The organism is Methylobacterium sp. V23 (assembly GCF_002917135.1).
Classification (GTDB): Bacteria; Pseudomonadota; Alphaproteobacteria; order Rhizobiales; family Beijerinckiaceae; genus Methylobacterium.
Window position 1 is genome coordinate 1 of the sequence record NZ_PDHT01000129.1, and the last position, 1146, is coordinate 1146.

Annotated in this window: 1 protein-coding gene and 1 pseudogene; one reads left to right on the top strand and one right to left on the bottom strand. The window is 63.4% G+C overall.

Annotated features, from left to right (window positions below; genetic code table 11):
• Positions 1–484: pseudogene (locus CRT23_RS27590) on the top strand (IS630 family transposase); the annotation flags it as partial.
• On the opposite strand, the gene CRT23_RS27595 reads toward CRT23_RS27590, so the two are convergent.
• Positions 481–882: a helix-turn-helix domain-containing protein gene (locus CRT23_RS27595; RefSeq protein WP_103712641.1), complete on the bottom strand. Its 402-nt coding sequence runs from the start codon at positions 880–882 to the stop codon at positions 481–483. The pseudogene CRT23_RS27590 and the gene CRT23_RS27595 sit on opposite strands and share 4 nt — an antisense overlap.
• Positions 883–1146: the final 264 nt, after the last annotated feature.

A 1146-nucleotide genomic window follows, 5' to 3' on the forward strand; every position in this document is an offset into this window, starting at 1 on the left:
CCGAACTCACGATTATCGTCGCCAGGGTACGACCGACCTGTTCGCCGCCCTCGACGTCCAGGCCGGGACGGTGATCGGCCACTGCACAGGCCGGCACCGTTCGGTCGAGTTCCGCGACTTCCTCGATCAGATCGAGGCGGCCGTCCCAGGCGATCTCGACGTGCACCTCGTGCTCGACAACGCGGCCACCCACAAAACCAAGCTGATCCACGACTGGCTCGTGAAGTGTCCGCGTTGGCACCTTCATTTCACGCCGACGTCCGCATCATGGCTCAATCTCGTCGAGGGTTGGTTTGCCCTGCTCACCCGTCGACGTCTGCAGCGTGGTGCCTTCCAATAGACCAGCGATCTCGAAGCTGCGATCCACGCCTACATCGCTCAGACCAACGCCGATCCAAAGCCCTTCGTCTGGACCAAACCCGCTGATGCGATCCTCGCAAGTGTCGGACGCTTCTGTCAGAGAACTTCTAACTCAGACCACTAGCCACGCTCATGCCCAGACCTATTTCCCTCCGCCAAGTGGTCGGCGAGACGGGCGGCGTTCCATATTGAGAAATACAGATCGAGGGCACGCGGGCGCCGGCGCACCAGTTCGACCAATCGCTCGCGATAGTCGGGCCCAGCCTTGACCGGATTGCCGGAGCGCGGCGCGTCAGGGAGACCGTCGACGCCCTCGGCCCCATAGCGATGGACCCAGCGTCGCACGGTCCCGCCACTCTCACGCACGATCGCGGCAGCTTCGGAGACGGCGAGCCCCTGCTCGGCCACGAGCAGGATCATCTGTGCACACGTCCGAACCCGGACCTCCTGCGTCGTTCGGTAGAAATCGTCAAGCTTGTGCAGCTGATCGACGCCCAGGCTGTCCAGATGCAGGGTGCGCATCGCGGCCTCCCAGCTTAATGCCGCAGAATACCGCAAAACTCATGAGGGAATACTTAGCACATGTCATGAGTGCGAGGAGCAGACGCCTTCAGGCGAACAGCATCGTGTCGGTGGGCAAGTGGACGGTGAAGGCCTTGCCCTCGTCGACCCAGCCCGGACCGGCGACGCCGTGGTTGATGCCGTTGGCCTCTTCGGCGCTGCCGGCGAAATGATGCTGGCCGGTCTGGGTGTTGTAGAAGCGCTCCAGGGTCAGGCCGCCGGGGG